This is a genomic window from Pararhizobium antarcticum (assembly GCF_001885585.1).
GTDB lineage: Bacteria > Pseudomonadota > Alphaproteobacteria > Rhizobiales > Rhizobiaceae > Pararhizobium > Pararhizobium antarcticum.
Map to the genome: position 1 here is coordinate 59,764 of NZ_LSRP01000046.1, position 25,250 is coordinate 85,013.

Sequence of the window (25,250 nt, forward strand, 5' to 3'; positions counted from 1 at the left end):
CCTTCTTCAAGCTTGCAGCCGTACCAACACCCTGTTCTTTGAATGCAAAAAGCCGGGCGATGAAACCGCCCGGCTTTTTCTATGGACAGGAAAGCCTGTTACTCCGAAGATGCTTCCGGCGTAGCTTCGTCCGCTACGATGTCGCCTTCCGCCGTTTCGGTGGCAGCGATGGCATCTTCATCATCTTCCGGTTCCGAAATACGTTCGACGGAAACGACCTTCTCATCCTTGGCCGTGGAGAAGATCGTCACACCCTTGGTCGCACGGCTGGCGAGGCGAATGCCGCCGACCGGAACGCGGATCAGCTGTCCGCCGTCGGAGACCAGCATGATCTGGTCGCTTTCCTCGACCGGGAAGGCCGCGACGAGTTCGCCGATTTCAGCGGTCTTCGAGGTATCGGTAGCACGGATCCCCTTGCCGCCACGGCCAGATGTACGGAAGTCATAGGTCGAGGAGCGCTTGCCGAAGCCCTTGACGGACACTGTCAGCACGAATTGCTCGCGCGCCTTCAGTTCGTCATAACGTTCGTTTGCCAGTTCGCCCTCTTCCATGACCTCTTCGCCCACCAGCGCGATCTCTTCTTCCTCGCCGGTCGCCGCCCTGCGTTCGGCAGCTGCACGCTTGAGATAGGCCGCACGCTCCCAGGGTTCGGCGTCGACATGGCCGACAATGGTCATCGAAATGATCCGGTCGTCCTTGCCGAGCGAAATGCCGCGCACGCCGATCGAGTTGCGACCGGCAAAGACGCGCACGTCATCGACCGGGAAGCGGATGCACTGGCCGAGCGCCGTCGTCAGGAGCACATCGTCCTGATCGGTACAGGTCTCGACGGAGAGGATTTCGTCACCCTCATCCTCGAGTTTCATGGCGATCTTGCCGTTGCGGTTGACCTGGACGAAGTCCGACAGCTTGTTGCGACGCACCGTGCCGCGGGTCGTCGAGAACATGACGTCGAGGTTTGCCCAGGTGGTCTCGTCTTCGGGCAGCGGCATGATCGTGGTGATGCGTTCGCCGGCTTCCAGCGGCAGCATGTTGATCAGCGCCTTGCCGCGCGATTGCGGCGTGCCGATGGGCAGACGCCAGACCTTTTCCTTGTAAACGATGCCACGCGACGAGAAGAACAGCATCGGCGTATGCGTATCGGCCACGAACAGGCGCGTTACAAAATCCTCGTCACGCGTCGCCATGCCGGAGCGGCCCTTGCCGCCGCGCCGCTGGGCACGATAGGTGGCGAGCGGCACGCGCTTGATGTAGCCGAGATGCGACACGGTGATGACCATGTCTTCCTGCGCGATCAGGTCCTCGTCGTCCATGTCAGGACCACCTTCCATGATCTCGGTGCGCCTTGGCGTGCCGAATTCGTCACGGACAGAGGCAAGCTCGTCCTTGACGATGGTCATGATGCGGATGCGCGACGACAGAATGTCGAGATAGTCGCTGATCTCTGCGCCGATCTTGTTCAGTTCGTCGCCGATTTCGTCGCGGCCGAGCGCCGTCAGGCGGGCAAGACGCAGTTCGAGGATGGCGCGGGCCTGTTCTTCCGAGAGATTGTAGGTCAGGTCCTCGTTGATCCGGTGGCGCGGATCGTCGATCAGGCGGATCAGGCTTTCGACATCGGCCGCCGGCCAGCGTCGTGTCATCAACTGTTCACGCGCCGTTGCCGGATCAGGCGCACTGCGGATCAGCTTGATGATTTCGTCGATATTGGCGACGGCGATGGCGAGGCCGACAAGGACATGGGCCCGGTCGCGGGCCTTGCGCAGAAGATACTTCGTGCGGCGGCTGACGACTTCCTCGCGGAAGGACACGAAGGCGCGCAGCATGTCGAGCAGCGTCATCTGCTCCGGCTTGCCACCATTGAGAGCCACCATGTTGCAGCCAAACGAGGTCTGCAGTGGCGTGTAGCGGTAGAGCTGGTTGAGGATCACCTCGGCATTGGCATCGCGCTTCAACTCGACGACAACGCGATAGCCCTGGCGGTCGGATTCATCGCGCAGGTCGGAAATGCCCTCGATGCGCTTGTCCTTGACCAGTTCGGCCATCTTCTCGATCATCGTCGACTTGTTCACCTGAAAGGGAACTTCGGTGATGATGATCTGTTCGCGGTCGCCGCGCATCGGCTCGATGGTCGCACGGCCGCGCATGATCACGGATCCGCGGCCGGTCTCATAGGCGGAGCGAACGCCCGAGCGGCCGAGAATGAAGGCGCCGGTCGGGAAATCCGGCCCCGGAATGATCTCCATCAATTGCGGCAGTTCGAGCCCGGGTTCGTCGATCAGCGCGATGCAGCCGTTGATGACTTCCACCAGATTGTGCGGCGGAATGTTGGTCGCCATGCCGACCGCGATGCCGCCGGCGCCGTTGACGAGCAGGTTCGGGAATTTCGCCGGGACAACGACGGGCTCGGACATCGTGCCGTCATAGTTGTCGCGAAAATCGACGGTTTCCTTGTCGAGGTCGTCGAGCAGCGCATGCGCTGCCTTCTCGAGCCGGCATTCCGTGTACCGCTGGGCAGCCGGCGGGTCACCGTCGATCGAACCAAAATTGCCCTGGCCATCGATCAGCGGCATACGCAGCGACCAGGGTTGGGCCATGCGCGCCAAGGCGTCGTAGATCGCCGAGTCACCATGCGGGTGATACTTACCCATCACGTCACCGGTGACGCGGGCGCACTTGACGTATTTCTTGTTCCAGTCCAGCCCAAGCTCGTTCATCCCGAACAGGATGCGCCTGTGGACCGGTTTCAGGCCATCCCGGACATCGGGAAGCGCGCGACTGACGATGACACTCATCGCGTAGTCGAGATACGACCGCTGCATCTCTTCCATGATGGAAATAGGCTCGATGCCTGGTGGGTTCTTGCCGCCGCCGGGTGTGCTTTGTTCAGTCAATTGTGATCACGATCTTTGTTCAGAATCAGACAGATTTTTATAGCCGAATGCACCGGCCAGCGCCAATTTCGGCACGGGGTTTTGAACAGGCTTTTGCCGCCATCGGCGCAAATCCGGGCATTTCGGTAGCAAAAGGCCCAGCCCCCTGATTAGCGCTCTTTCCATCCAAGGTCCACTCGCTTAACACTTGCGGCCAAGTCCCTGGAAAGGGACGCAATCCGCGAGGGGGCCCCGGATGTTCAATCTCGATCTTCTTGTCAACGCGCTGACGACCATTCTGGTGACCATCGATCCGCCCGGACTGGCCCCGATCTTCCTCAGCCTGACGGCGGGCATGACGCGCTCGGAGCGCTTTCAGGTCGCCAGTCGCGGCTCGCTGATCGCCTTTCTGATCCTCTCCGCCTTTGCCCTGTTCGGAAACGGCATCCTTGGGCTGCTCGGCATTTCGTTCGGCGCCTTCCGGATCGCCGGCGGGCTGCTGCTGTTCTGGATCGCCTTCGAGATGATTTTCGAGAAGCGCAATGAGCGCAAGGAAAAGACGGGCGAGACAGCGGTCACCCTTGATCATATCCGCAATCTCGCGGTGTTTCCGCTCGCTTTGCCGCTGATCGCCGGGCCCGGCGCAATTTCCGCGACCATTCTCCTGTCCGGCTCGTTTTCCTCCACCTTCGACAGGTTTCAGCTGATCGTGGTGCTGGCGTTCTGCGTCGCGATCCTCTTTGCATTCCTCGTCATCGCCGAGCGGATCGACCGCTTTCTGGGCGCGACCGGACGCGCAATCCTGACGCGTCTTCTCGGCGTCATCCTGGCAGCGCTTGCCGTGCAGTTCGTGGTTGACGGTGTAAAACTGGCGTTCTTTGCCTGATCAAGTCGTCACTCGATTGGAAATCATGAAGCGCTTTCCAGGCCTTCAGCCGGGACGCTGGCCACGCGCGCAACAACAAGCCGGCGAAACAGGCCGGGGAGACCCGGCCTGCAAAGGTGGCAACGGCGATGCATCAGAACGGGATGTCGTCGTCCATGTCGCGTGAAAAGTTGCTGTTGTTGCTGCTGCCGCTGCCAGAACCGCTGGAGCGACCAGCCGGAGCCGACGGGCGCTCATAGTCATCGCCGCCACCGCTGCTGCCGTAGTCGGAGCCGCCGCGCGAAGCACCAGCCCCCTGGCCGTCGCCCCGTCCACCCAGCATGGTCAGCGTCGAATTGAAGCCTTGCAGGACCACTTCGGTCGAATACCGATCCTGGCCATCCTTGTCCTGCCATTTGCGGGTCTGCAACTGGCCCTCGATGTAGACGGTCGCGCCCTTCTTCAGATATTGCTCGGCAACCTTGCAGAGGCCCTCGTTGAAGATGACGACGCGGTGCCATTCGGTCTTTTCCTTGCGCTCGCCGGAATTGCGGTCGCGCCAGGATTCCGACGTCGCGATGTTCAGGTTGGCGATCGGCTTGCCGTCCTGCGTGCGCCGGATTTCCGGGTCCGCCCCGAGGTTTCCGATTAAAATCACCTTGTTGACACTACCAGCCATCTCGCTTTTCCTGTTCGCCGCGCCGGACGCGCGCGCCCCGCTGTAAAAATTCAAGAATGCGCATCTTAGCGACTGCCGCTTGGTGATACGCCCCGTTCACCCGACAATCCACAGATATCAAATATTTGTTCTTTCTTTGTTCTAGTAAATCCCTATCATCCTGTCAACAGAGTCGGAAAGCCCGCCTGTTTTTCGCATTGCGCCTCGACATGCGCTCTGCCGTCCTTAAATAGAGGCCTTCCGGACAATCAAAAGCTGAGCACGATGAGCAAACTCGAGACCATCTCCATCCGCGGCGCGCGCGAGCACAATCTCAAGGGCATCGACCTCGACCTGCCGCGCAACAAGCTGATCGTCATGACCGGCCTGTCGGGGTCGGGCAAGTCGTCGCTCGCCTTCGACACGATCTATGCGGAGGGCCAGCGCCGTTATGTCGAGAGCCTTTCGGCCTATGCGCGGCAGTTCCTTGAGATGATGCAGAAGCCGGATGTCGACCAGATCGACGGCCTGTCGCCAGCGATCTCGATCGAGCAGAAGACGACCTCGCGCAATCCGCGCTCGACGGTCGGGACCGTCACCGAAATCTACGATTACATGCGCCTGCTCTTCGCGCGTGTCGGCGTACCCTATTCGCCGGCGACGGGCCTGCCGATCGAGAGCCAGACGGTCAGCCAGATGGTCGACCGCGTCGTCGATTTCGGCGAGGGTACGCGTCTCTATATTCTCGCGCCGATCGTGCGCGGCCGCAAGGGCGAGTACAAGAAGGAACTCGCCGATCTCATGAAGAAGGGCTTTCAGCGCGTCAAGATCGACGGCCAGTTCTATGAGATCGCCGAAGCGCCGGTGCTGGACAAGAAATACAAACACGACATCGATGTCGTCGTCGACCGCGTGGTGGTTCGCGCCGATCTCACGGCCCGGCTTGCCGACAGTCTCGAGACCTGCCTGCGGCTCGCCGATGGGCTGGCGATCGCCGAATTCGCCGACAAGCCGCTGCCGCCCGGGGAAACCTCGGCCGGCGGATCGGCCAACAAGTCGCTGAACGAGACGCATGAGCGGGTGATGTTTTCGGAAAAATTCGCCTGCCCCGTGTCCGGGTTCACCATTCCGGAGATCGAGCCGCGGCTGTTTTCCTTCAACAATCCCTTCGGCGCCTGCCCGACCTGCGATGGCCTCGGCAGCCAGCAGAAGATCGACGAGGCGCTGATCGTTCCGGAGCCGGAGCGGACGTTGAAAAACGGCGCGATCGCGCCCTGGGCCAAGTCGTCCTCGCCCTATTACAACCAGACGCTGGAGGCGCTCGGCAAGGCGTTTGGATTCAAGCTGTCAAGCAAATGGACGGACCTTACCGAAAAGGCGCAGCACGCCATCCTGCAGGGCACCGAAGAAAAGATCGTCTTCCACTACGAGGACGGTGCGCGCTCCTATAACACCACGAAAAACTTCGAGGGCATCGTGCCGAACCTCGAGCGCCGCTGGAAGGAAACCGACAGCGCCTGGGCGCGCGAGGAAATTGAACGCTATATGTCGGCAGCCCCCTGCCCCGCCTGCAACGGTTTCCGCCTCAAGCCGGAAGCGCTGGCGGTGAAGATCAACAAGCTGCATATCGGCCAAGTGACCCAGATGTCGATCCGCATCGCGCGCGACTGGTTCGAGACGCTGCCCGAGCATATGAACGCCAAGCAGAACGAGATCGCGGTTCGCATTCTCAAGGAAATCCGCGAGCGCCTGCGTTTTCTCAACGATGTCGGGCTGGAATATTTAAGCCTATCGCGCAATTCCGGCACGCTGTCCGGCGGCGAAAGCCAGCGCATCCGGCTCGCCTCGCAGATCGGTTCCGGCCTGACCGGCGTTCTCTACGTGCTGGACGAACCATCGATTGGCCTGCATCAGCGCGACAATGCGCGGCTGCTCGACACGCTGCGCCACCTGCGCGATATCGGCAACACGGTGATCGTCGTCGAGCATGACGAGGACGCGATCATGACGGCCGATTATGTCGTCGACATCGGCCCGGCGGCCGGCATTCACGGCGGTCGCGTGGTGGCGGAAGGCACGCCGCAGCAGGTTCTCGACAATCCGAATTCGCTGACCGGAAAATATCTGTCCGGCGAACTCTCGGTTGCCGTTCCCGCTGAACGCCGCAAGGCAAAGAAAAAGAAGGAAATCACCGTTGTCGGCGCCCGGGCCAACAACCTGAAGAATGTGACCGCCTCGATCCCGCTTGGCATCTTCACGGCGGTCACCGGCGTGTCCGGCGGCGGCAAGTCGACGTTTTTGATCGAGACGCTCTACAAGTCTGCGGCACGGCGCATCATGGGCGCGCGCGAGAATCCGGCAGAACACGACCGGATCGACGGCTTCGAGCATATCGACAAGGTAATCGACATCGACCAGTCGCCGATCGGCCGGACGCCGCGTTCGAACCCGGCCACCTATACCGGTGCCTTCACGCCGATCCGCGACTGGTTTGCCGGTCTTCCGGAGGCCAAGACACGGGGCTACCAGCCGGGGCGCTTCTCGTTCAACGTCAAGGGCGGTCGCTGCGAAGCCTGCCAGGGCGATGGCGTCATCAAGATCGAAATGCACTTCCTGCCGGATGTCTACGTCACCTGCGACGTCTGCCACGGCAAGCGCTACAACCGCGAAACGCTCGACGTGCATTTCAAGGGAAAGTCGATCGCCGACGTGCTCGACATGACCGTCGAGGAAGGTGTCGAATTCTTTGCGGCCGTGCCGGCCGTGCGCGACAAATTGCAGGCGCTTGCCGGCGTTGGCCTCGGTTACATCAAGGTTGGCCAGCAGGCCAACACGCTGTCGGGTGGCGAGGCACAGCGCATCAAGCTCGCCAAGGAACTTTCGAAGCGCTCGACCGGCCGAACCCTCTATATCCTCGACGAACCAACGACGGGCCTGCATTTTCACGACGTCGCCAAGCTGCTGGAGGTGCTGCACGAACTCGTCGACCAAGGCAACACTGTGGTCGTCATCGAGCACAACCTGGAAGTCGTCAAGACGGCTGACTGGGTGATCGATTTCGGCCCGGAGGGTGGCGATGGCGGCGGCGAAGTGGTGGCCGTCGGCACGCCGGAGCAGATCGTCAAGGAACCGCGCTCGCACACCGGCACCTACCTGAAGGAACTTTTGGAACGCAGGCCGATCCGCCGGGCGGCGGCTGAATAGGTTAGGCAAAGGGAAGAGACCATGTCGACATCAGGTACGATCCGCTGTGGCATCGGCGGCTGGACATTCGATCCCTGGGAGGGAACGTTCTATCCGGAGAAACTGCCCAAGAAACGGCAGTTGGAATATGCCAGCGGGCAATTACAGGTGATCGAGGTCAATGGTACCTATTACGGTTCACAGAAGCCCGAGACCTTTGCAAAATGGGCTTCGGAAGTGCCGGATGGTTTCGTCTTTTCGCTGAAGGCCAGCCGTTTCGCGACCAACAAGAAGGTGCTGGCGGAAGCGGGAGAGTCGATCGGCAGGTTTCTCAGCCAGGGCCTGACGGAACTGGGGCCGCATCTGGGGCCGATCCTGTGGCAGTTCATGCCGACGAAAAAATTCGACGCCGACGACTTCGGTGCCTTTCTGGCGCTGCTTCCGGAAAAGCAGGATGGCCTGACGCTGCGGCATGCGGTCGAAGTGCGCCATGAGAGTTTTCGGGTTCCGGAATTTGCCAGCCTGCTCGCGCGGCACAAGGTCGCCGTCGTCTGTGCCGATCATGCCGACTATCCGATGATCGCCGATGTCACCGGCGGCTTCGTCTATGCCCGGCTGCAGACCGGCAGCGACGACGTCGATACCTGTTATGACGATGCCCGGCTCGACCTCTGGGCAGGACGGCTGAAAAACTGGGCCGCCGGCGGCGACAGCGCCGATCTCGCCCATGCTGATCCCGAGAGGACAACCGAAAAGAAGCCGCGGGACGTCTATGCCTTCTTCATCACCGAAGGCAAGGTCAACGCGCCGAATGGCGCACGGACGCTGCAGAAGCTGGTGGACTGACGCGGCCTTTGCGGTTGGGCGAAGCGTTTACGCATGCAGCGGACGAATAGCCTGAACCAGCGTTTCCGCTGTCATGCCCTCGCCTGCCAGCGTTCCGGCGTCGCCATGGCGCCAGACACCTGCGGCAGCGGCTTCGAAGGCTGGCATGCCCTGCGCCAGGTGCGCACCGATCATGCCGGCCAGAACATCGCCCGAACCGGCTGTGGCGAGCCAGGGCGGCGCATTGGCATTGACGAGGGCGCGACCATCCGGATCGGCAATCACCGTATCGGCGCCCTTGAAGACAATGACCGCATGGCTGCGCCGCGCAGCAGCGATGGCGCGGTCGATCTTCGACAGCGCCGGATCCTGTGCGAGATCGGCAAACAGTCGGGCAAATTCACCGTCATGCGGCGTCATCACCAGGCGCGTCGGGCCTGTGGCAAACTGATCGAACAGCACAGCCGGATCATCGCGGAAAGCCGTGATGCCATCGGCGTCGAGCACAAGGCGACGGTCGCGCAGGAGCGTGACGAAGCCGCGCGCTTTCTCCACATCGCCGAACGCCGGCCCCAGGACAAAGGCGCTGATGCGCCGGTCATCCAGCCAGGTTTCCAGCGCTTCCGCAGTATCGATGGCCTTGAGCATCACGGCCGTCAGATGCGCCGCATTGGCTTGAAGTGCCAATTCCGGCGACGCCAGCGTCACAAGGCCTGCGCCGGAGGCAAGACCGGCACTCGCGGCCAACCGGGCGGCGCCGGTTGACAAGGGGCCGCCCGAAAAGACCGCAAGATGGCCGCGCTTGTATTTGTGAACGGCAGCATTGAGCACCATTGCCTCCTGCCCCCAGACCGCAGGCGTGTTTTTCCGCAGGTTTCCAGCATGGGCGTCGACCAGTCGTCGCGGAATGCCGATGTCGATCACATCGAGCGCCCCGCACAACATCCGTCCGGGCAGCAGCAGATGTCCGGGCTTGCGGGCGACGAAGGTCACCGTGCGGGCCGCCGTGAAGCTTTCGCCCCGAACCGCGCCGGTGCGGCCATCGACGCCGGAGGGCAGGTCGACGGACAGAACCGGCAGGTCCATGGCGGTGACTTTGCGCATGACGACGGCGACATCCTCGCAGACCGGACGTGAAAAACCCGCACCGAACAGCGCATCGACGATGACGTCGCCCGACCTCGGCACGAAGGTGTCGAACGCGGCTGGTGCCATGGCACAGGCGCTGCGCGCGCGGGCCGCATCGCCACCGGCCGCCGGCGCGTCGCCCAGCGCGTAGAGTGCAACGCATGCACCGCTTGCGCGCATCCGGCGCGCAGCAATATAACCATCGCCGCCATTGTTGCCGGGGCCGCACAGGACGACAAACCGCAGCGCCTGCGGAAAACGCCGAAGCGCGATTTCGCCAACCGCAGACCCCGCGGCGTTCATCAGCGCGAAGCTGTCCAGCCCGGACCCCGCCGCCGCGCGGTCGATCGCCGTCATCTGCGCAGGTGAGATAATCGCTGAACTGTGGATTGCACGCATAATTGCTCACTCTATCGCAGACCAAGCCGAAAACAAGGACGGGGAGAAACCCTAAAATGTCTATTTATTATGCATTTGCACATATTTCCGCACAAATAAGATGCTTAACAAATAATCACGGATCATGCCGCCCTTGACGTCCCCATTGTTTTCCGGGATTTTGCACAAAAAGGGCAAAATCGTCTGGTTTTTTCGTTGAAATAGCAGATGATCACGCCAGCACAGGATGATTTGGCCCAAATCTGCTCGTCATTTGGCGAGTCTGGCATGCAAAATGCATATTTGTGGGCGAGCGGGGATGTTCCTGCTTTAACGGGAAGCGGAGAGACATTTTCTCATGAAAAAGATCGAAGCGATCATTAAGCCCTTCAAGCTCGACGAAGTGAAGGAGGCTCTTCAGGAAGTTGGCCTGCAGGGTATCACCGTCACCGAAGCGAAGGGTTTTGGACGCCAGAAGGGCCATACGGAGCTGTATCGCGGGGCGGAATATGTCGTCGACTTCCTGCCGAAGGTGAAGGTCGAAGTCGTACTGGCAGATGAAAATGCGGAGGCCGTTATCGAGGCCATTCGCAATGCTGCCCAGACAGGGCGTATTGGGGACGGGAAAATCTTTGTCTCCAACATAGAGGAAGTCATCCGGATTCGCACGGGCGAAACTGGCATCGACGCCATCTAGTTGCCTGGCCTGGCCGGGTTTCCATATGGTCATCGTAAAAGGGATATAAGAAAATGACGACTGCAAAAGATATTCTGAAGCAGATCAAGGATAACGACGTGAAATTCGTCGACCTGCGCTTTACCGATCCAAAAGGTAAGCTGCAGCACGTGACGATGGACGTCGTGTGCGTCGATGAAGACATGTTTGCCGATGGCGTGATGTTTGACGGCTCTTCGATCGCCGGCTGGAAGGCCATCAACGAATCCGACATGGTGTTGATGCCGGACGTCGAAACGGCGCACATGGACCCCTTCTTCGCCCAGTCGACAATGGTCCTGATCTGCGACATTCTCGATCCGGTCTCCGGCGAAGCCTACAATCGCGACCCGCGCACCACGGCCAAGAAGGCCGAAGCCTATCTCAAGGCATCCGGCATCGGCGATACCATCTTCGTCGGCCCAGAAGCCGAATTCTTCGTCTTTGACGACGTCAAGTACAAGGCCGATCCCTACAATACCGGTTTCAAGCTGGATTCGACCGAATTGCCGTCAAACGATGACACCGACTACGAGACCGGCAATCTCGGCCACCGCCCGCGCGTCAAGGGCGGCTATTTCCCGGTTCCGCCGATCGACAGCGCCCAGGACATGCGGTCCGAAATGCTCACGGTCCTCAGCGAAATGGGCGTCGTCGTCGAAAAGCATCACCATGAAGTGGCCGCGGCCCAGCACGAACTCGGCGTCAAGTATGATCATCTGACGCGCAATGCCGACAAGATGCAGATCTACAAATATGTCGTGCACCAGGTCGCCAATGCCTATGGCAAGACGGCAACCTTCATGCCGAAGCCGATCTTCGGCGACAATGGCTCGGGCATGCATGTGCATCTGTCGATCTGGAAAGATGGCAAGCCGACCTTCGCGGGCGACGAATATGCCGGCCTGTCGGAAAGCTGCCTGTATTTCATCGGCGGCATCATCAAGCACGCCAAGGCCCTGAATGCCTTCACCAACCCGTCGACGAACTCCTACAAGCGCCTCGTGCCCGGTTATGAAGCCCCTGTGCTGCTCGCCTATTCCGCGCGCAACCGCTCGGCCTCGTGCCGCATCCCGTTCGGCTCCAACCCGAAGGCAAAGCGCGTCGAAGTCCGTTTCCCGGATCCGATGGCGAACCCCTATCTCGCCTTTGCCGCCATGCTGATGGCCGGCCTCGACGGCATCAAGAACAAGATCCATCCGGGCAAGGCCATGGACAAGGATCTCTATGACCTGCCACCGAAGGAACTGAAGAAGATCCCGACGGTCTGCGGCAGCTTGCGCGAAGCGCTCGAGAGCGTCGACAAGGATCGCAAGTTCCTGACCGCCGGCGGCGTCTTTGACGACGACCAGATCGATTCGTTCATCGAACTGAAAATGGCCGAGGTGATGCGTTTCGAAATGACGCCGCACCCGGTCGAATACGACATGTATTACTCGTCCTAAGACCAGCCGGCAGCGCGACTGCGTGCTGAAAGGAATAGAAAAGCCCGGCTTCCTCAGAAGCCGGGCTTTTTTTAAATGGGTTATCCGTGCCGGTTTATTGCGGCTTCAGGCGCTGCTTGAGCAGGTTGAGATATTCCTCATTTGCGTCACTGGCCTTTTCGGCCGGGGCTTCGATCGCGGCGGTGCATTTCGGCTTGTAGTCCATCGCCATTCCCGCCTTGACGCAGACGCCGACCTGCCAGCCGGGCGGCAGGGCGGTCAGGTCGACATCCTTCCACTTGGGATGTCCTGTCGCCTGAAGCTTGTCGAGATTGTTGACGATCAGGCTGGAAAAATCAGACACAGCGTTGCAACTCTCGCGCTGATAGGCATTGCGCTTGACGTCATAGTCATAGGTCATCATCACCGCCTTGACGGCGATCAGGTCAACCGGCTGCGTCTGAAAATCATAGGTTCCGGCATCGATGCGCGACGCGGTATAGGTCGCCAGAAGCGGCGCTTCGGTGATCGGCAGAAGATGGAACCGCTCGCCATCGATCGGGTTTTTCGCAAACAGCGCAGCCGGGGCGCCGGCCACATAGAAGAAGGCGTCGATCTCGCCTGAGACGAGTTTCGGCAGGGCGGCATCCGGATTGAGCGGCACCCGCTCGCCGGTCTTGACCTGGAGAATATCGAGAATGAGCGATGCCGTCAGGAAAGTGCCGCTGTCCTGCACACCGATCGCCACCTTTTTGCCGGTCAGATCCTTCATGCCGGCAATATCCTTGCGGGCGAGCACATGGATCTCTTCATTGTAGAGCGGGAACATGATGCGCACGCCGCGCACCGCCTGTTGCACCTCGGCATCGCCGGCCTCGAAGGTTTTCAGATATTCGAGCACGTCGCTCTGGACGATGCCGAACTGGGTGTTGCGGCGATTGCGGACACCAACGAAATTTTCCAGGGACCCCGCCGATTCCAGGACGTTCAGCGTCTGGCCGCAGGCCTTGCCGACGGCGGCGACATCGCGGCCGATCTGGATATAGGTGCCTTGCGGGCCACCGGTCATGATGTTCTTTTCAAACTCAGCCGCCGATGCGGGCGCAAACCCGAGCAGCGATGACAAGACGGCGGTGGCGAAAATCCGTTTCAGACCCATGAGCTTCTCCTGCTGGTACCGTGAATGCACGGCATGCCGCAGACATTATCAGCAATCGCTCTTGAGGTCGCGCATCAGATTGCGCATGACGATCACCGGTACCCGCTCGAACACGCTCTCCAGAGCGTCGGTGACGCAGCCGCCAGACACCAGCTTTTGCCGCAACCCCTCGATATCATCAGCGTCAAGACCGCCGAGACCCGGGGTTAGCCGCAGGGCTGTTTCCACTTCAGATTCAGGACGTTGCTTGACAACCCTGCCGTCCTGCGCCGGCTCGGTATTGGCGGCTGCCCCACGGTCAGCGTCGGATCCCGCATTCGGCAGGCCTGCCGCCGCATCGGCGTCGTCTTGACGTGCCTTGTCTGCCGCTGCCAGTTTCGTCTGCAGGTCGGTGACCTTGCCGCGCTCGGCCTCAAGGGCGGATTGGAGCGCCTGCATTGTCGCATCCTGTGTGTTGCCGTTTTCGGCCTTGGCTGCGGCGAGCTTCGCGTCCGCCTCCTGCGCCTGCGCGACGAGAGCCGCGCGTGCACTGTCACGCTCCGCTGTGCGTTTGCGCACCGTATCCTGCGCGGCCGCGAGATCTCCGGCAAGGCCCTGCATTTCAGCATCCAGGTCGCGCACCTGTTTTTCCCGAGCGTCGACCGCCTGTCGGGCGGTTTCGAGATCGCTGCTGATAGCGGAAATCGTTGCGGCAGATTCATCTGCGGCCTTGGCGGCATTAACCCGCAGGTCCGCCATCTGCTTTTCCAGGGCGGAGATATCGGCATCGCGCTTGTCGAGCAGGCGATTGAGTTTTGGAACCTCGTTGAGCTTGAGGTCTGCGAATTCTTTTTCAAGCTCTCCGGCCCAATCACCGGAATTCTCGCGAAACGCCTTCAAATCCTTGGCAAGTTTGTCTTTTTCCGCGGTGATGGTGCCGATGGTCGTCGTCAAGCCGATATTTTCAGCATTCACGGCCGCGATCTCGGCCTGCATGGTTTGCCGCGCGAACCAGAGATAGACACCACCGCCGGCAATGATCAGGCAAAGAAAGACCGGAAGGAGAAATCCGGACGACCCGCCCGTTCGTGGCTGATGGTTGCGCCCCCATTGATTGCTCATTCGTCATCCGTCCGCTTTTCAAGGTCGTTTTCTGAGGTACGCCGAAACCGGCAAGGAGGCAAGCAAGCCCAAAGGCATGCTGACCCCGTACACTCACTATTGATGTTTAGGCAGAAAACACCACATAATGAAGCGAAAGGAACCTATCATGATGAAACAGAGAGATGCGAAATTTCAGATTGGGCAGGTTGTTCGGCACCGGGTATTCCCGTTTCGCGGCGTGATTTTCGATGTCGATCCGGAATTTTCGAATACGGAAGAATGGTGGAACGCCATCCCGAGCGAGATCCGGCCGAGCAAGGACCAGCCCTTCTACCACCTTCTGGCTGAAAACGACGAGACGGAATACGTGGCCTATGTTTCCGAACAGAACCTGATCTCGGATGAAAGCGGCCTGCCGCTGCGTCACTCGCAGGTCAACGCGTTCTTCGACGCCGAGGCCGTCGGGCAATACAAACCCAAGGCCGTCGTCCAGCACTGACGCTGCAGCGTCCCGTATAAAACGAAAAACCCGGCCACACAGTGACCGGGTTTTTTGATTCTGAACCGTAGCCGTTATCAGTTGGCCTTGGCGGCCTTCTGGGCTTCTTCCAGCTTCTTGCGGGCGTCTTCAGCCTTCTTCTGCATTTCTTCCTGCAGCAGGCGCTGGCGCTCTTCAAGCTTCGACTGCTCGATCGGCTCGCCGTCGAACACGCCGGTGAAGCCTTCGAGCGACATCTTGATGGGGTTCGGTGCGCGCTGGAAGTTGGCCGACGTGAAGACAACCTCGCTGCCCTTCTTCAGGTTGGCAATGGTCGCGTCGCTCAGCGGCACTTCTGCAACGCACTTGTCGGGCATGCAGATGGCGTAATCGAGTTTCACACCCTTGCCACCGTCGATCTGCATCTGGATGCCGGGCGGAATGAGACGTGCGGACGGAACCGAAACCTGCATGATCTTGCGATTGACCTTGCCCTGGACCGTGATCAGGCCGACAGCCGTGATCAACTGGCCGTTATTGGCAGTCAGAAGGTTCTGGACGATGCAGACATCGTTGTCTTCCTGCTTCGTGCAAACCTTGAACCAGCCCTGCGGCGGCTTTCCCTGTGCCTGCTGGGCAAAGGCCGGAGCCGGCATGGCAGCCGCTGCAACCGAGACTGCGAATGCGGACAAGGCCGCCCTGCGGGTGAAGTTTGACTTGAAGATCATAACGATATCCGTCTCCTGAATTCCGGTCCCTGAGCAGTCGTGAACCGCTCGACATATAAGGTCATCTGCCCGCTTCCCTGTTTGGCAAATAAGGCAATTGAATGACCCGTGTCTCCTGAAACATCTGTTACAATGCGTTTGCCCGGATATCCAGTGCTTCCTGCCTTTTTGCTTAACCCGGCAGCCGAAATAAAATGGCCAGTGGTTGGCAATGCCCCGCTTCGTGATAATTTGCACGGGAATCATGAAATGGACGGATGGAGGAGGCGGGTTTGCGCGCATTGTTTTTGAGTTTGGTCTGGGTGCTTGCCACCACCGCTTGCGTCACAGTCGCGCGGGCCGAACCCGTCCACGGTATTGCAATGCACGGCGCGCCTGCCCTGGCCGCCGATTTCAAGAATTTCCCCTATGCGAACCCGGCCGTCAAGAAGGGCGGCAAGATCGCCTATGGCGTCATCGGCACCTTCGATAGCCTCAACCCTTTCATCCTGAAAAGCATGCGCACCACGGCGCGCGGCATGCTCGACCCGGAATTCGGAAATCTCGTCTATGATTCCCTGATGCAGCGGTCGCGCGATGAGGCCTTTTCGATGTACGGGCTTCTGGCCGAAACGGTTGAATGGGACGAGGATCGCAGCTTCATCCAGTTCAACCTGAACCCCAAGGCAAAATGGGCCGATGGCCAGCCCGTGACGCCGGAAGACGTCATTTTCACCTTCGAACTCTGGCGCGACAAGGGCCGCGTTCCCTTCAGCACCCGCCTGGCCAAGGTCGAGAAGATGGAAAAGGTTGGCGAAAGATCCGTTCGCTTCACCTTCAACGCCGACAGCGATCGCGAGTTTCCGATGCTGCTCGCCCTGTCGCCGATCCTGCCGAAACATGCGATCGATCCTTCAACCTTCGACCAGTCGTCGCTGAAGCCGCCGCTCGGCTCGGGTCCCTATCAGGTTGACGAGGTGAAGCCCGGCGAAAAGATCGTCTACAAGCGCGATCCGGACTATTGGGCCAAGGATCTGCCATCGAAGGTGGGCATGGACAATTACGACGAAATCTCGGTCGAATATTTCCTGCAGGAAAACTCGCTGTTCGAAGCCTTCAAGAAGGGCGAAATCGACATCTATGCCGAGGGCAGCCCGACCAAATGGGCGCGCAGCTATAATTTTCCGGCCGTCCAGTCCGGCGAGGTGGTGAAAGAGACGTTCACGCCCAAGACACCGTCAGGCATGCTCGGCTTCGTCTTCAACACACGCCGGCCGATGTTTGCGAACGTCAAATTGCGGCAGGGACTGGCGCTGGTTTTCGATTTCGAATGGGTCAACAGGAACCTGTTCGACGGCGCCTACACCCGCACGCAAAGCTATTGGCAGAATTCCGCGCTGTCCTATCTCGGCGTCGCTGCAGACGACCGCGAACTCGGCCTGCTCGGTGAGATCAGCCGCCGGATCAATCCGTCGGTCCTCGACGGGAGCTACCGCCTGCCCGTGACCGATGCATCGGGCCGCGACCGCAACGTCCTGCGTGAAGCGGTGACGCTGCTGCGCGAAGCAGGATATGGCATCAAGAACGGCAAGATGGTCAACGAACAGGGCCAACCGCTCGCCTTCGAGATCATGACGCAGAACGAGGGCCAGGAAAAATTTGCGCTCGCCTATCAGCGCTTTCTGCTGGCCCTTGGCATCACCGCGACGGTGCGCACCGTCGACGATTCGCAGTATCAGCAGCGCAGCCAGTCCTTCGACTACGATGTCATCATCAAATCCTTTGCATCGTCCCTGTCTCCCGGCATCGAGCAGATGAACCGCTGGTCGTCGCAATCGCGCGACCGCGAGGGCACGGACAACTTCGCTGGCGTTGCCGACAAGGACATTGATGCGCTGATCAACAACATCGTGCAGGCCCGTGCGGTCGAGGACTTCACGGCATCGGTGCGGGCGTTCGACCGCATGCTCGTTTCGAATTTCTACGTCGTGCCGCTCTACCATATCGGCGCGCAATGGATGGCCCGCCACAAGCATATCGGCCATCCCAACGTCGTGCCGCTCTATGGCTATCAACTACCGACATGGTGGGATGAACGGGCGCAATAAAATCCGGGAAAAGCCGGTGGTATACTTTTGGTAACGCATTGAACGCGGACGAGACCTCGCTTAAATCGCAAGGCAGGCTCTCGTCATCGAAAGGATGCGACCATGGAAACCGTCACTGTCGATGTCGTCTCGGATGTCGTTTGCCCCTGGTGCTATCTTGGCAAGGCGCGGCTCGATCAGGCCATTGCAAGCGTTGCCGACGATGTCCAGGTCACCGTCAACTGGCGCCCGTACCAGCTCAATCCCGACCTGCCGCCGGAAGGCGTCGATCACAAGGCGCATCTCGCCGCCAAGCTGGGTGGCCAGGCCGCTGTCGATCGCGCCCATGCCATGCTGGCCGATCTTGGCCGGGCAGACGGCATTGCGTTTGATTTCGAGTCGGTCAGGATCAGCCCCAATACGATGGATGCGCACCGGCTGTTGCGCTGGGCGTTGGTTCATGGTCCGCAGGCGCAGGACAGCGTCGCAAACCTTCTGTTCAAGGCAAATTTCGAGGAGGGGCGCAATATCGGCGATCGCGCCGTACTTCTTGATGTCGCCGAGGAAGCCGGATTGGAACGCTCGGTGATTGCCGCCCTTCTGGCCTCCGACGCAGACAGGGATGCCGTCGTCAAGGAAATCGACATGGCGCGCGGCATGGGCGTCACCGGCGTGCCCTGCTTCATCCTTGACGGCCAGTATGCCGTTATGGGTGCCCAATCCCCAGAGGCACTGGCCGATGCCTTGCGTGACATCGCAAAGACAAAAGCAGCCGCAACGCCGACGTAACCCCGAAAACAGCTTTTCCGTGAGAAGCCGCGTTTCGCACGCGACGTCTAATCCGTCAGGGCTTCGCCAGTCCCGCAAGCTGCGTCATCAGGACGGCAGCACCCGCGAGCCGTTTTTCCGGTGTCGGAAAATCGCGCTGGAAGAAAATACTGTGGTCGGCGCGGATCTTCGCCATCGTGCCCTGCTTGGCGATGTAGCCGACAAGAGACCCCGGATTGGGGAATTCGCGGTTGCGGAACTGGACGACGACGCCCTTTGGACCGGCATCGAGCTTCTCGACATTGGCGGTGCGGCACAGCGACTTGATGTAGACGATCTTCAGCAAATGCTGGACCTCGAGCGGCATTGGGCCGAAGCGGTCGATCAGTTCGGCGCCGAAGGCGTCGATATCGCCGAGTTCGGTGATTTCGCCAAGGCGCCGGTAGAGGCCGAGGCGAAGATGCAGGTCGGGGACGTATTCGTCCGGGATCATCACCGGCGTGCCGACGGAGATCTGCGGCGACCAGCCGCTGTCGGCGATCTCCTCATCCCCCTTCAGCTCGGCCACCGCCTCCTCCAGCATCTGCTGATAGAGCTCGAAGCCGACCTCCTTGATATGGCCGGACTGTTCGTCACCGAGCAGGTTGCCGGCGCCGCGCAGGTCGAGATCATGGCTGGCAAGCTGGAAACCAGCCCCCAGCGTATCGAGCGATTGCAGCACTTTCAGGCGGCGCTCGGCCATGCCGGTCAGCACACGATTGACGGGAAGCGTGAACAGCGCGAAGGCACGCACTTTCGAGCGTCCGACGCGGCCGCGCAACTGGTAGAGTTGGGCCAGGCCAAACATATCGGCCCGGTGGACAATCAGCGTGTTGGCGGTCGGCACGTCGAGGCCCGATTCGACGATGGTCGTCGACAGCAGAACGTCGTAACGGCCCTCGTAGAAGGCATTCATGATGTCTTCGAGTTCGGTTGCCGGCATCTGGCCGTGGGCGACGGCCACTTTCAGTTCCGACACGTCGGATGTCAGGAAGTCGTGGATTTCCGAGAGATCGGCCAGCCGCGGGCAGACATAGAAACTCTGACCGCCACGATAATGCTCGCGCATCAGCGTCTCGCGGATCACAAGCGCATCGAAGGGCGAGATGAAGGTGCGAACCGCCATGCGGTCGACCGGAGCCGTGGTGATCAGCGAAAGCTCGCGCACGCCGGTCAAGGCGAGCTGCAATGTGCGCGGGATCGGCGTGGCCGACAGGGTCAGCACATGCACGTCGGATTTCAGCTCCTTCAGCCGCTCCTTGTGCTTGACACCGAAATGCTGTTCTTCGTCGATGATCAACAGGCCGAGATTGGCAAAACTGATCGATGTGCCGAGCAGCGCATGGGTGCCGACGACGATGTCCGTCTTGCCCTCGGCGACTTCCTTCTTGGTCAGCGCCAGCTCCTTCGAGCCGACCAGACGCGAGGCCTGCGCGAGGCGTACCGGCAGGCCGCGGAACCGTTCGGTAAAGGTCTTGAAATGCTGTCGGGCGAGCAGTGTTGTCGGCACGACGACCGCGACCTGAACACCGTTCATCGCCGCGATGAAGGCAGCGCGCAAGGCGACCTCCGTCTTGCCGAAGCCGACGTCGCCGCAGACCAGACGGTCCATTGGCCGGCCGGCGCCCAGATCGTCGCGCACGGCCTCGATCGAGTTCATCTGGTCTTCGGTCTCGTCATAGGGGAAGCGCGCGGCAAACTCGTCATAGAGGCCGTCCGGTGTGGCCAGGACAGGGGCATGGCGGGTCAGGCGCTCGGCAGCGATGCGGATCAGACCGCCGGCCATGTCGAGCAGGCGCTTCTTCAGCTTGGCCTTGCGTGCCTGCCAGGCGACACCGCCGAGCTTGTCGAGCGCTGCGTCGCTGGCTTCCGAGCCATACCGAGACAGGAGGTCGATATTCTCGACCGGCAGGAACAGCTTGGCCTCGTCGGCATAGACGAGTTCGAGGCAGGCATGCGGCGCACCGGCCGCTTCGATCGTGCGCAGGCCAACGAACCGGCCGATGCCATGTTCGGCATGGACGACGATCGAGCCTTCGTCGAGGCCGGCCACCTCGGCGATGAAATCGGCGCCGCGCTTGCGTCGCTTGGAGCGGCGCACCATGCGGTCGCCGAGAATATCCTGCTCGCCGATGACGACGAGATTGCCGGTCTCAAAACCGCTTTCGAGGCTGAGCACGGCCGAGGCCGCTTCGCCTGGCTTCAGCGCCGCGACTTCGGAAAGCGCCTTGACGGGCTTGATATTGGCCAGACCGTGTTCGGACAGAACCTGCAGCAGTCGGTCAAGCGAACCTTCCGACCAGGCTGAGATCAGCACCTTGCCGCCCTTGGCGCGGCGATCCGCAATGTATTTCACGGCCAGATCGAAGACATTGACGCGCTCGGCGTCGGAGGTCGTCTCCGTCGCGTTCTTGGCCCAGCGCACGCCGATGCGCGCGTCTATGGCGATGACCGAGCGGCTGGCGCCCTCATGCTCGCTGAAGGGCGACAGGCGGACGGCATTGCTGGAGACGAGCGCGGCATTGAAGCCTTCGGCCGTCAGATACATCTGTTCGGGGGGCACCGGCTTGTAGGGGGTGCCCTGCGTTGCCTGGCTCTTGCCCGGCAGGATCGAGGCATGGCGGGCATCGTAATAGTCCTGCACGAGCTTGGAGCGCTCGGCTGCCGCTTCGCGCACGACATGGTCGGTGACGATCCGGAAGCCGGCGAGATAGTCGAAGACGGTTTCGAGTTCGTCATAGAACAGCGACAGCCAGTGTTCCATGCCGGCATAGCGGCGTCCCTCCGAAACGGCCTGATAGAGCGCATCGTCGCGCGTGGTGGCGCCGAACAGCGACAGGTATTGCGTGCGGAAATGGCTGATGGTTTCCGGTGTCAGCGAAACCTCGCTCATCGGATTGAGCTCCAGCGAGCGCGACTGGCCGGTGGTGCGCTGCGTCGCGGGATCGAAGCTGCGGATCGTTTCCAGCGTATCGCCGAAAAAGTCGAGCCGCACGGGCTCGCCGCTTCCCGGTACGAAGACATCGAGAATACCGCCGCGCACCGCATATTCGCCGACTTCGCGCACCGTCGGCACGCGGTCGAAACCATTGCGTTCCAGCCGCGCGGCGATGTCGTCCATGCGGACGGAATTGCCGGGGCGAGCGGAAAAACCGAGGCTTTCGATCACCGATTGCGGGGCGATCTTCTGCAGGGCTGCGTTGACCGTAACGAGCACGATGGCCGGATGCGGCTTTTTCCGGTGCGCGATCAGGGCGCTCAGGGCAGACAGCCTGCGGGCGGATGTGTCGGCGCTCGGCGAGACCCGGTCATAGGGCAGACAGTCCCAGCCGGGCAGCGAGAGCACCGGAATGTCGGGGGCCGCAAAACCGAGCATCTGCTCGACATCGGCGATACGCTGGCCATCCGACAGGATATAGGCGACAGGGCCGCCCGCCCGGGCCAGTTCGGCCAGAATGAGCGGCTCGACGCCGGCCGGCACCGGGCCAATCGTCAGTTCACGCGTTGCTGCGGCAATCTTTCGGGCATCAAAACCGGCAATCATCGAATGTTCAATCTTTGTCTGCATCTGCGGCAACAGCCGGCTCGAAATCCGGCCGGTAAGAGGCGATCCGCTCAAAAAGCGGCGTACGGTAGTGGTCGGGAACCGGCCGTTCACCGATAATCCATTTGACCAGGTCGTTGTCTTCTTCCGCCATGATCGTTTCGAGTTCGTCGAGATCGCTGTCCGGCAGGGTGCCGATCTCGGCATCCGTGAACTGTCCCAGAACCAGATCCATCTCGCGCAGCCCACGATGCCAGGCGCGAAAGAGAATACGACGACGGCGCGGATCGAGATCGGCACTGGTGCGTGTAATTCCGGTCATGGACGGATCCTTCCTCGCGCCGGTATTCCGGCGCTGCCTGTTGCCATGGCTCTATAAACGCTGAAAAGACGATTGTCAGCCTTGCCAAAGGCCTAATCATCGTTTCAGTCTGCGGCGCATGCGCCCTACCCTTCTCGATCCGCTTTTCGCGCCTCTCAACTCGCTTCCCGGCATCGGCCCGAAGGCGGGCGATCTCTATGCCCGGCTTCTCGGACGCGACGGCATCGATGACTGCCGGGTGATCGATCTGGTCTTTCATGCCCCGCACTCGCTGATCGACCGGCGCCAGCAGCCAGGCATCGCGCTGTCGCCGCAGGGTGCGATCGTCACCATCACCGGCCGGGTCGACCGGCATCAACCGCCACCGCCGGGCCGCAACAGCCAGCCCTATCGGGTTTTCCTGCACGACGACACCGGTGAACTGGCGCTGACTTTCTTCCGTGCCAAGGGCAACTGGCTGGAAAAGGCGCTGCCGGTCGATGAGACGGTCATCGTCAGCGGCAAGGTTGACTGGTTCAACGGCCGTCCGTCCATGGTCCATCCCGACTATATGGTGCGCGCCAGCGAAGCCGATAACCTGCCGCTGGTCGAACCGGTCTATCCACTGACGGCGGGCCTGTCGGCGCGCATCCTGCGCAAGGCGGTCGAGGCGGCCATCGCGCGTTTGCCCGACTTCCCGGAATGGCTCGATGACGCCCTCACCAGCAAGCAGAGTTTTGCCAGCGTGCGCGAGAGCTTCGTCGCCCTGCACGATCCGCGCGACGCCGCGGACATCGATCCGCAGGCACCGAGCCGCCGGCGCCTTGCCTATGACGAGTTTTTGGCCGGCCAATTGTCGCTGTCCCTGGTGCGGCAGAGATTGCGCAAAGTTGCTGGCGTGCCGGTTCACGCGACGGGCGCCTTGAGCGAGCCGGTGCTTGCCGCCCTGCCCTTTTCCCTGACTGGCAGCCAGCAGGCGGCGATCACGGACGTTCTCAAAGACATGGCTGGAAGTGACAGGATGCTGCGCCTGCTTCAGGGTGACGTCGGGTCCGGCAAGACGGCGGTGGCGCTGATGACCATGCTTGCCGCCGTCGAATCGGGCGGCCAGGCCGTTCTGATGGCACCAACCGAAATTTTGGCGCGCCAGCATTTTGCGACACTGTCGAAGATGGCAACCCCGGCCGGCGTCACCATCGATGTGCTCACCGGCCGGACCAAGGGCAAGGAGCGCGACGCCATCCTTGAGCGCATCGCATCCGGGCAGACCCAGATCGTCATCGGCACGCATGCGCTGTTCCAGGACACTGTGGTCTACGACAATCTGCTACTGGCTGTCGTCGACGAGCAGCACCGCTTCGGCGTGCATCAAAGGCTACGGCTGACAGCCAAGGGTATCTCGCCGCATATGCTGGTGATGACGGCGACGCCCATTCCGCGCACTCTGGTGCTTGCCGCCTTCGGTGACATGGATGTCTCGAAACTCACGGAAAAGCCGGCCGGACGCAAACCGATCCAGACGGTGACGGTTTCCAATGAACGCACCGGGGAAATTGTCGACCGCCTGCGCACGGCGTTGTCAGAGGGCAAGAAAGCCTACTGGATCTGCCCGCTGGTCGAGGAATCGGATGTTTCCGAACTGATGTCGGTTGACGAGCGCTTCGCCCTTCTCTCAGCCGAGTTCGGCAAGACGGTCGGTCTCGTCCATGGCCGCATGAACGGCGCCGAAAAGGACGCTGTCATGCTCGCCTTCAAGAACAGCGATATCCGGCTCCTGATTGCCACCACCGTCGTCGAGGTCGGGGTCGACGTTCCCGATGCGACGATCATGGTGATCGAGCATGCCGAGCGCTTCGGCCTGGCGCAGCTGCATCAGTTGCGCGGCCGTGTCGGGCGCGGTGCCGAGGCCTCCACCTGCATCCTGCTCTACAAGGGGCCGCTCAGCGAAAACGGCCGGGCGCGGCTGTCGATCCTGCGCGATACGGAAGACGGCTTCCTGATTGCCGAGGAGGACCTGAAATTGCGCGGCGAAGGCGAATTGCTCGGCACCCGCCAGTCGGGAACGCCGGGGTTCCGGATTGCCAGCCTCGAGGCCCATGGCGACCTGCTGGAGATCGCCCGCAAGGACGCGGCCTATATCATCGACCGCGACCCGGACCTGACGTCTGAACGGGGCGAAGCCCTGCGCACCCTGCTCTATCTGCACCGCCGCGACGAGGCGATCCGTTTTCTCAGGGCTGGTTGAGCGGCATCGGATCAACGGGTGGCTCCAAAGCCATCGGCTGAACGACTGGAGGCTTGTAGTCGGGTGCGATGAGGCCGCCCGAGATGAGCAGTTTCGCCCCCTGTTCCGGCGTCATGTCGAGCATGATGATCTTGCTTTTGGGCACGAACATGAGAAAGCCTGCCGTCGGAACGGGCGTTGGCGGCAGAAAGACGCCGACCATTTCTTCGCCCTGCGTGTTCAGCTTTGCGGCGATCTCGCCCTGGGCATCCCCGGATATGAAAACCAGCGCCCAGCTTCCCGGACTTGGAAACTCGATCAACCCGCATTTCTTGAACGACGTTGATTGCTCTTTCAGCACCGTTTCGAAAATCTGCTTCAGGCTCCTGTAGACCGTCCGGACCAGCGGCATCCGGTGCAGGATCGATTCGCCGAACTTGACGATCGAGCGCCCGATCAGGTTCTTGCCGAGAAAGCCGACAATGGTGATGAAAACCACGGCGATCAGCAGCCCCATGCCGGGTACGGCGATATTCAGATAATACTGCGGATCGTAGCGCTGCGGGATATAGGGCGTAACCCAGCTATCCGCCCAGTCTATGAAGGTGAAGGTCAGCCATGTGGTGATGGCGAGCGGCGCACAGATGACGAGACCGGTGAGGAAGTTGTTCCGGATGCGCCCGGCCAGCGATATTCTCTCTGGACTGTCGTTCATCCGCACCCTGCATCTTCATTTCGGTTCGCCCTCAAAGCGCACCCTGCCCGACAACAATGCCGGATGGCGGTGGCCCATGCAAGGCCAAGCCCCGGAAAT

Annotated in this window: 18 protein-coding genes; 9 read left to right on the forward strand and 9 right to left on the reverse strand. The window is 61.0% G+C overall.

Features of this window, described 5'->3' with window-relative positions; translation table 11 throughout:
* Positions 1-98: 98 nt before the first annotated feature.
* Positions 99-2,891 (reverse strand): DNA gyrase subunit A, encoded by a 2,793-nt coding sequence (gene gyrA, locus AX760_RS04610; protein WP_071831811.1) that lies wholly within the window; start codon positions 2,889-2,891, stop codon positions 99-101.
* 235 nt (positions 2,892-3,126) lie between these two features.
* Here gyrA and AX760_RS04615 point away from each other — a divergent pair, with 235 nt between their 5' ends.
* Positions 3,127-3,756, forward strand: a complete 630-nt coding sequence (locus AX760_RS04615; protein ID WP_071831812.1) for a MarC family protein — start codon at positions 3,127-3,129, stop codon at positions 3,754-3,756.
* A 133-nt stretch (positions 3,757-3,889) separates the two neighbouring features.
* Here AX760_RS04615 and AX760_RS04620 read toward each other — a convergent pair whose 3' ends face one another.
* Positions 3,890-4,414, reverse strand: coding sequence for a single-stranded DNA-binding protein (locus AX760_RS04620; protein ID WP_071831813.1), 525 nt, complete (start codon positions 4,412-4,414; stop codon positions 3,890-3,892).
* 264 nt (positions 4,415-4,678) lie between these two features.
* On the opposite strand from AX760_RS04620, the gene uvrA reads away from it, so the two are divergent.
* Positions 4,679-7,597 (forward strand): excinuclease ABC subunit UvrA, encoded by a 2,919-nt coding sequence (uvrA, locus tag AX760_RS04625; RefSeq protein WP_071831814.1) that lies wholly within the window; start codon positions 4,679-4,681, stop codon positions 7,595-7,597.
* 21 nt (positions 7,598-7,618) lie between these two features.
* A complete protein-coding gene (locus tag AX760_RS04630; protein ID WP_071831815.1) occupies positions 7,619-8,422 on the forward strand; it encodes a DUF72 domain-containing protein in 804 nt (267 codons plus the stop codon).
* 27 nt (positions 8,423-8,449) lie between these two features.
* Here AX760_RS04630 and AX760_RS04635 read toward each other — a convergent pair whose 3' ends face one another.
* Positions 8,450-9,928 (reverse strand): NAD(P)H-hydrate dehydratase, encoded by a 1,479-nt coding sequence (locus AX760_RS04635; protein ID WP_087149165.1) that lies wholly within the window; start codon positions 9,926-9,928, stop codon positions 8,450-8,452.
* A gap of 337 nt (positions 9,929-10,265) precedes the next feature.
* Here AX760_RS04635 and AX760_RS04640 point away from each other — a divergent pair, with 337 nt between their 5' ends.
* Entirely contained in the window at positions 10,266-10,604 is a 339-nt protein-coding gene (locus AX760_RS04640; RefSeq protein WP_018324798.1) for a P-II family nitrogen regulator, read from the forward strand.
* Positions 10,605-10,657: 53 nt separating this feature from the next.
* A complete protein-coding gene (gene glnA, locus AX760_RS04645) occupies positions 10,658-12,067 on the forward strand; it encodes a type I glutamate--ammonia ligase (protein ID WP_071831817.1) in 1,410 nt (469 codons plus the stop codon).
* 94 nt (positions 12,068-12,161) lie between these two features.
* On the opposite strand, the gene AX760_RS04650 is transcribed toward glnA, so the two are convergent.
* The gene (locus AX760_RS04650; RefSeq protein ID WP_071831818.1) at positions 12,162-13,205 is read right to left on the reverse strand and encodes a TAXI family TRAP transporter solute-binding subunit; all 1,044 of its coding nucleotides are present in this window, start codon (positions 13,203-13,205) and stop codon (positions 12,162-12,164) included.
* Between the two features lie 48 nt (positions 13,206-13,253).
* The gene (locus tag AX760_RS04655; RefSeq protein WP_071831819.1) at positions 13,254-14,306 is read right to left on the reverse strand and encodes a hypothetical protein; all 1,053 of its coding nucleotides are present in this window, start codon (positions 14,304-14,306) and stop codon (positions 13,254-13,256) included.
* Between the two features lie 151 nt (positions 14,307-14,457).
* Between AX760_RS04655 and hspQ the strand changes: the two genes are divergently transcribed.
* Positions 14,458-14,787, forward strand: coding sequence for a heat shock protein HspQ (gene hspQ / locus AX760_RS04660; protein ID WP_071831863.1), 330 nt, complete (start codon positions 14,458-14,460; stop codon positions 14,785-14,787).
* Between the two features lie 77 nt (positions 14,788-14,864).
* Here hspQ and AX760_RS04665 read toward each other — a convergent pair whose 3' ends face one another.
* Positions 14,865-15,494, reverse strand: coding sequence for an invasion associated locus B family protein (locus AX760_RS04665; RefSeq protein ID WP_071831820.1), 630 nt, complete (start codon positions 15,492-15,494; stop codon positions 14,865-14,867).
* A 257-nt stretch (positions 15,495-15,751) separates the two neighbouring features.
* On the opposite strand from AX760_RS04665, the gene AX760_RS04670 reads away from it, so the two are divergent.
* Entirely contained in the window at positions 15,752-17,581 is a 1,830-nt protein-coding gene (locus AX760_RS04670; RefSeq protein ID WP_083531068.1) for an extracellular solute-binding protein, read from the forward strand.
* Positions 17,582-17,683: 102 nt separating this feature from the next.
* The gene (locus AX760_RS04675; RefSeq protein ID WP_071831821.1) at positions 17,684-18,349 is read left to right on the forward strand and encodes a DsbA family oxidoreductase; all 666 of its coding nucleotides are present in this window, start codon (positions 17,684-17,686) and stop codon (positions 18,347-18,349) included.
* Between the two features lie 55 nt (positions 18,350-18,404).
* On the opposite strand, the gene mfd is transcribed toward AX760_RS04675, so the two are convergent.
* Both mfd and AX760_RS04685 read right to left on the reverse strand, forming a co-directional pair.
* On the reverse strand, positions 18,405-21,911 hold the full coding sequence (mfd, locus tag AX760_RS04680) for a transcription-repair coupling factor (protein WP_071831822.1): 3,507 nt from the start codon (positions 21,909-21,911) through the stop codon (positions 18,405-18,407).
* 7 nt (positions 21,912-21,918) lie between these two features.
* Positions 21,919-22,233 (reverse strand): FAD assembly factor SdhE, encoded by a 315-nt coding sequence (locus tag AX760_RS04685; protein WP_071831823.1) that lies wholly within the window; start codon positions 22,231-22,233, stop codon positions 21,919-21,921.
* A 118-nt stretch (positions 22,234-22,351) separates the two neighbouring features.
* Between AX760_RS04685 and recG the strand changes: the two genes are divergently transcribed.
* Complete coding sequence (gene recG, locus AX760_RS04690; protein WP_071831824.1) at positions 22,352-24,457, forward strand: ATP-dependent DNA helicase RecG; 2,106 nt, start codon at positions 22,352-22,354, stop codon at positions 24,455-24,457.
* On the opposite strand, the gene AX760_RS04695 is transcribed toward recG, so the two are convergent.
* The gene (locus AX760_RS04695) at positions 24,444-25,151 is read right to left on the reverse strand and encodes a DUF502 domain-containing protein (protein ID WP_071831825.1); all 708 of its coding nucleotides are present in this window, start codon (positions 25,149-25,151) and stop codon (positions 24,444-24,446) included. The genes recG and AX760_RS04695 overlap by 14 nt on opposite strands.
* Positions 25,152-25,250 lie beyond the last annotated feature (99 nt).